This window comes from Protofrankia sp. CiP1_Cm_nod2 (genome assembly GCF_920664355.1).
Lineage (GTDB): Bacteria > Actinomycetota > Actinomycetes > Frankiales > Frankiaceae > Protofrankia.
Genome location: NZ_CAKKTL010000273.1, coordinates 2,453 through 7,419, shown reverse-complemented (window position 1 = coordinate 7,419; position 4,967 = coordinate 2,453). Strand labels below are relative to the sequence as shown.

General features: G+C 77.2%; 1 protein-coding gene. It reads right to left on the bottom strand.

The features are described 5' to 3' along the window. On the bottom strand, nt 1–4,967 hold a 4,967-nt coding region (locus tag NBW84_RS21410; protein ID WP_250286800.1), incomplete at both ends, for a type I polyketide synthase.

The following is a 4,967-nucleotide window of genomic DNA, read 5'->3' as shown; positions in this document are numbered from 1 at the left end:
TCGCGCAGCGGCCGTAGCGGCCGGTCGGGAGGCGGCTGGTCGAGGCGCTGGCTGTGTTCGGCGAGGGCGGTGTCGAGGGCGGTGGTGGTCTCGTCGAACGCCTGGCGGAAGATCGGGTGGGTGTTGTAGAGCTCGCGGCCGACGCCGGGGCGCTGCGCGCCCTGCCCGGTGAACAGGAACGCGATCTTGCCGGGGGTGGCGTTGCCGTGGACGACGTTGGGGTGGGGCTGGCCGGTGGCGACGGCGTCCAGGCCGGCGAGCAGGTCGTCGCGGGTGCCGGCGACGACGGCGGCCCGGTGGGGGAGAGCCGCCCGGGTGGTGGCCAGCGAGTAGGCGACGTCCACCGGCCGCAGCGTGCTGTCGGCGCTGACGTGCGCGGCCAGCCGGGCGGCCTGCGCCCGCAACGACTCCGCTGACGCCGCGGAGACCACCCACGGCACTACAACCGCCCCCCGGCCCACAGCCGCGTCCGCGCCGGACACGTCCGCGCCCGCCGTCTCCGTCCCCGCACTCACCGAGCTGTCCCTCCGCCCGCCGGTCAGCTCACCGTCCGTCCCGCGCCCGGGGGATTGAGGGGGGAAGTGGTTGCTGGGACGACCACTTCCACCCTCGTTGTCGTGATCCGGAGCGTTTGCGAGGGGGGCTGCCGGTGGGGGCAGCGGGTGGTTCGTGTCGGCGTCGGCGAGGACGGGCTGGTCGGGGGACTGCTCGATGATGATGTGGGCGTTGGTGCCGCTGATGCCGAAGGAGGAGACCGCGGCCCGGCGGGGGCGGTCGGCTGTCGGCCAGGGGCGGGCGGAGGTGAGCAGTTCCACCGCGCCCGCCGACCAGTTCACGAACGGTGACGGGGCGTCCACGTGCAGGGTCTTCGGCAGGACGCCGTGGCGCAGCGCATAGATGATCTTTGTGATGCCGGCGATGCCGGCCGCGGTCTGGGTGTGGCCGAGGTTCGACTTGATCGAGCCGAGCAGCAGCGGCCGGCTGGCGGGGCGGCCCTGGCCGTAGGTGGCGATCAGCGCCTCCGCCTCGATCGGGTCGCCGAGGCGGGTGCCGGTGCCGTGCGCCTCGACGGCGTCGATGTCGCCGGCCGTGAGCCCGGCGGCGGCCAGCGCGTCCGCGATAACCCGCTGCTGGGACTGGCCGTTCGGCGCGGTCAGCCCGTTGGACGCGCCGTCGGAGTTCACCGCGCTGCCGCGGATCACCGCCAGGATGCGCCGGCCGGCCCGCTGGGCGTCCGACAGCCGTTCCAGCAGCAGGAACCCGACGCCCTCGGCCCAGGACGTGCCGTCCGCCGCCGCCGCGAACGCCTTGCTGCGGCCGTCGGGGGCGAGCCCCCGCTGCCGGGAGAACTCGGTGAACAGCCCCGGGGTCGCCATCACGGCGACGCCGCCGGCCAGCGCCAGGTCGCACTCGCCGCTGTGCAGCGACTGGATGGCCAGATGGGTCGCGACCAGCGAGGACGAGCAGGCGGTGTCGACGGTCAGCGCCGGCCCCTCCAGGCCGAGGGTGTAGGCCAGCCGGCCGGAGGCCACGGATGTCGTGCTGCCGGTGAGCACGTAGCCCTCGGCGTCGCGCGGCGCGTCGGTCAGGCGCGGGCCGTAGTCCTGCTGGGTGGCGCCGACGAACACCCCGGACCGGCTGCCGCGCAGGCTGTGCGGGTCGATGCCGGCGCGCTCGAGCGCCTCCCAGGCGGACTCCAGCAGCAGCCGCTGCTGCGGGTCCATCGCGTCGGCCTCCCGCGGGGAGATCCCGAAGAACTCCGCGTCGAAGCGGTCGGCGTCGTAGAGGAAGCCGCCGTCGCGGGTGTAGGTCCGCCCCGGCCTGCCGGGCTCGGGGTCGTAGAGGGCCTCGACGTCCCAGCCGCGGTTCGACGGGAACCCGCCGATGGCGTCCCGGCCGTCGGCGACGAGCTCCCACAGCGCCTCGGGGGAGTCGGCGCCGCCCGGCCAGCGCCCGCTGACCGCGACGATCGCGATCGGCTCGGCCGGGCCGCCCTGGTTGACGCGCCGACGGGCGCGCCGCGCGGTGGCCGCGGGCGTGCCCGACACCAGGGTGATCAGCCGTTCGGCCAGGGCGGCCGGCGTCGGGAAGTCGAACACCAGGGTGCTCGGCAGGGTCAGGTCGGTCGCCGCGGCGAGCCCGTCGCGGAACCGCACGGCGCCGAGCGAGTCGAAACCGAGGTCCCGGAAGGTCTGCCCGTTGTCGATCCGCTCCGTGTCCGCGTGCCCGAGCACCCCGGCCGCGGTCGTGCGGACCAGCTCCGTCAGCCGCTCCCGCAGCGCCTGCGGGGACAGCGCCGCGAGCGGATGCTCCGCCGCCCCGGCCGCCGCCCCGGCCGCGTCCCAGGGCACGTCCCCGGCCGCGAGCCCGAGCCCGTCGGCACCCGCCGTCCCGGCCGCGCCGGGATCGCCTTCGCCGCCGTCCGGGCCGGGCCGGCCGGTGGACGGGCCCGGTGCCACGGCGAGCCCGCCGGCCGCCGCCGGGGCGGGAGCGAGCCAGAAACGGCGCCGCTGGAACGCGTAGGTGGGCAGGTCGACGGCGTACGGGTCGGCGCCGGCGAGGGTGTCGCTCCAGTCGACCGGCAGGCCGTGGACGTGCGCCTCGGCCAGCGCGGTCAGCAGCTGGGCCGGCCCGCCGGCGTCGCGGCGCAGCGTGCCGAGCACACCGGCGCCGGCCCCGGCCGGACCGGCGTCGTCGACCGTCTCGTTGATCCCGCCGACGAGCACCGGATGCGGGCTGACCTCGATGAACACGTCGTGGCCGCTGCCGAGCAGGGCCCGGGTGGCGGCCTCGAACCGGACGGTGCCGCGCAGGTTGGCGAACCAGTACGCCGCGTCGAGCGTGCCGCCGTCGACCGGCTCGGCGGTCACGCTGGACAGCAGCGGGATCGTCCCGGCCCGGGGGGTGATCCCGGCGAGCGCGCTGAGCAGGCGGTCGCGCAGGCCGTCGACCTGGGGCGAGTGGGAGGCGTAGTCCACCGGGACGAGCCGGGCCCGCACCCCCCGCGCCTGGTAGTCGGCGACCAGCTCCGCCAGCGCCCGCGGGCTGCCGGCGACGACGGTCGACCGCGGGCCGTTGACGGCCGCCAGCGACACGGCGTCACCGATGCCGCTGTCGGCCAGCCGCGCCCGCACGTCGTCCGCGGGCAGCGCGATCGAGGCCATGCCGCCCTGCCCGGCGATCGCGGTGATGGCCTGGCTGCGCAGGGCGACGATCCGGGCGGCGTCGTCGAGGGTGAGGATGCCGGCCACGTACGCGGCGGCGATCTCCCCCTGGCTGTGCCCGACGACGGCGTGCGGGTGCACCCCGTACGAGCGCCACACCGCCGCCAGCGAGACCAGCACCGCCCACAGCGCCGGCTGGACCACGTCGACCCGCTCCAGCGAGGGCGCGCCGGGCGCCCCGCGCAGGACGTCGAGCAGGTTCCACCCGGTGTACGGGGCGAGCGCGTCCGCGCTGGCCGCGATCGACTCGGCGAACACGGGGGAGGCCTCGAGCAGGCCCGCGGCCATCCCCGGCCACTGGGAGCCCTGGCCGGGGAAGACGAAGACGGCCAGCCGACCGGCCCGGGCGGCACCGCGCACGGTGCCCGCGGGCAGCTCGCCGCGGGCCAGCCCGGCCAGCCCGGCCAGCAGGGCGTCCCGGTCGTCGCCGACGACCGCCGCGCGGTGGGCGAAGGCGGCCCGGCCCCGCACCAGCGCCGCGGCCACGTCGACCGGACGCGCGGACGGGTCCGCCGCGACATGGTCGTGCAGGCGCGCGGCCTGGGCACGCAGGGCGTCCCCGCCGCGCGCCGAGAGCACCCACGCCACCGGCCCGCCTCCGGCGCTGGCGCCGGAGGCGGCCCGGGCCTCGGCGCCGGAGGCGGCCCCGGCGTTGGCTCCGGTGTTGTCCCTGGCCTCGCTGTCGGAGACGGCCCCGGTGCCGGACGTGCCCGCGCCGGGTGCGCTCCCGCCGGACGCGCCGCCGGCCGTGGGCGCGCTCCCGGCGGGCGTGGTCCCGGCGTCGGTGGCGTTCTCCTCGGCGGGCGGGGCCTGCTCGAGGATGATGTGGGCGTTGGTGCCGCTGATCCCGAAGGACGACACCGCCGCCCGCCGGGGGCGGTCGACGTCGGGCCAGGGGCCGGTCTCGGTGATCAGTTCGACGGCGCCGGTGGTCCAGTCGACGTGCGGGGACGGGGCGTCCACGTGCAGGGTCTTCGGCAGGACGCCGCGCCGCAGCGCCTCGACGATTTTGATGATGCCGGCGACGCCCGCGGCGGCCTGGGTGTGGCCGATGTTGGACTTGACCGAGCCGAGCAGCAGCGCCCGGCCGGCCGGGCGCTGCTGGCCGTAGGTGGCGAGCAGGGCCTGGGCCTCGATGGGGTCGCCGAGGGTGGTGCCGGTGCCGTGGGCCTCGACGGCGTCGACGTCGGCGGGGGTCAGGCGGGCGTTCGCGAGCGCGGCGTTGATCACCCGCTGCTGGGACGGCCCGCTCGGCGCGGTGAGCTGGCTGCTCGTCCCGTCGGAGTTCACCGCGCTGCCGCGTACCACCGCCAGCACGCGGTGGCCGTGGCGGCGCGCGTCCGACAGCCGCTCCAGCAGCAGAACCCCGGCCCCCTCGGCGAGGCCGAAGCCGTCCGCGGCGGCGGCGAACGCCTTGCACCGGCCGTCGGCGGACAGCGCGCGCTGCCGGGAGAACTCGACGAACGACCGCGGGGTGGGCATCACGGTCACCCCGCCGGCCAGCGCGAGCCCGCACTCGCCGGCCCGCAGCGCCGAGACGGCCAGGTGCAGCGCGACCAGCGACGACGAGCAGGCGGTGTCCACGGTGACGGTCGGGCCCTCGAAACCGAACGAGTACGCCACCCGGCCGGAGGCGACGCTGGTCGTCCCGCCGGTCAGGACGTACCCCTCCAGCGGCTGGATCGCCGCGGGCCCGGCGCCGGCGCCGTAGTCCGAGGCGATCACCCCGACGAACACGCCGGT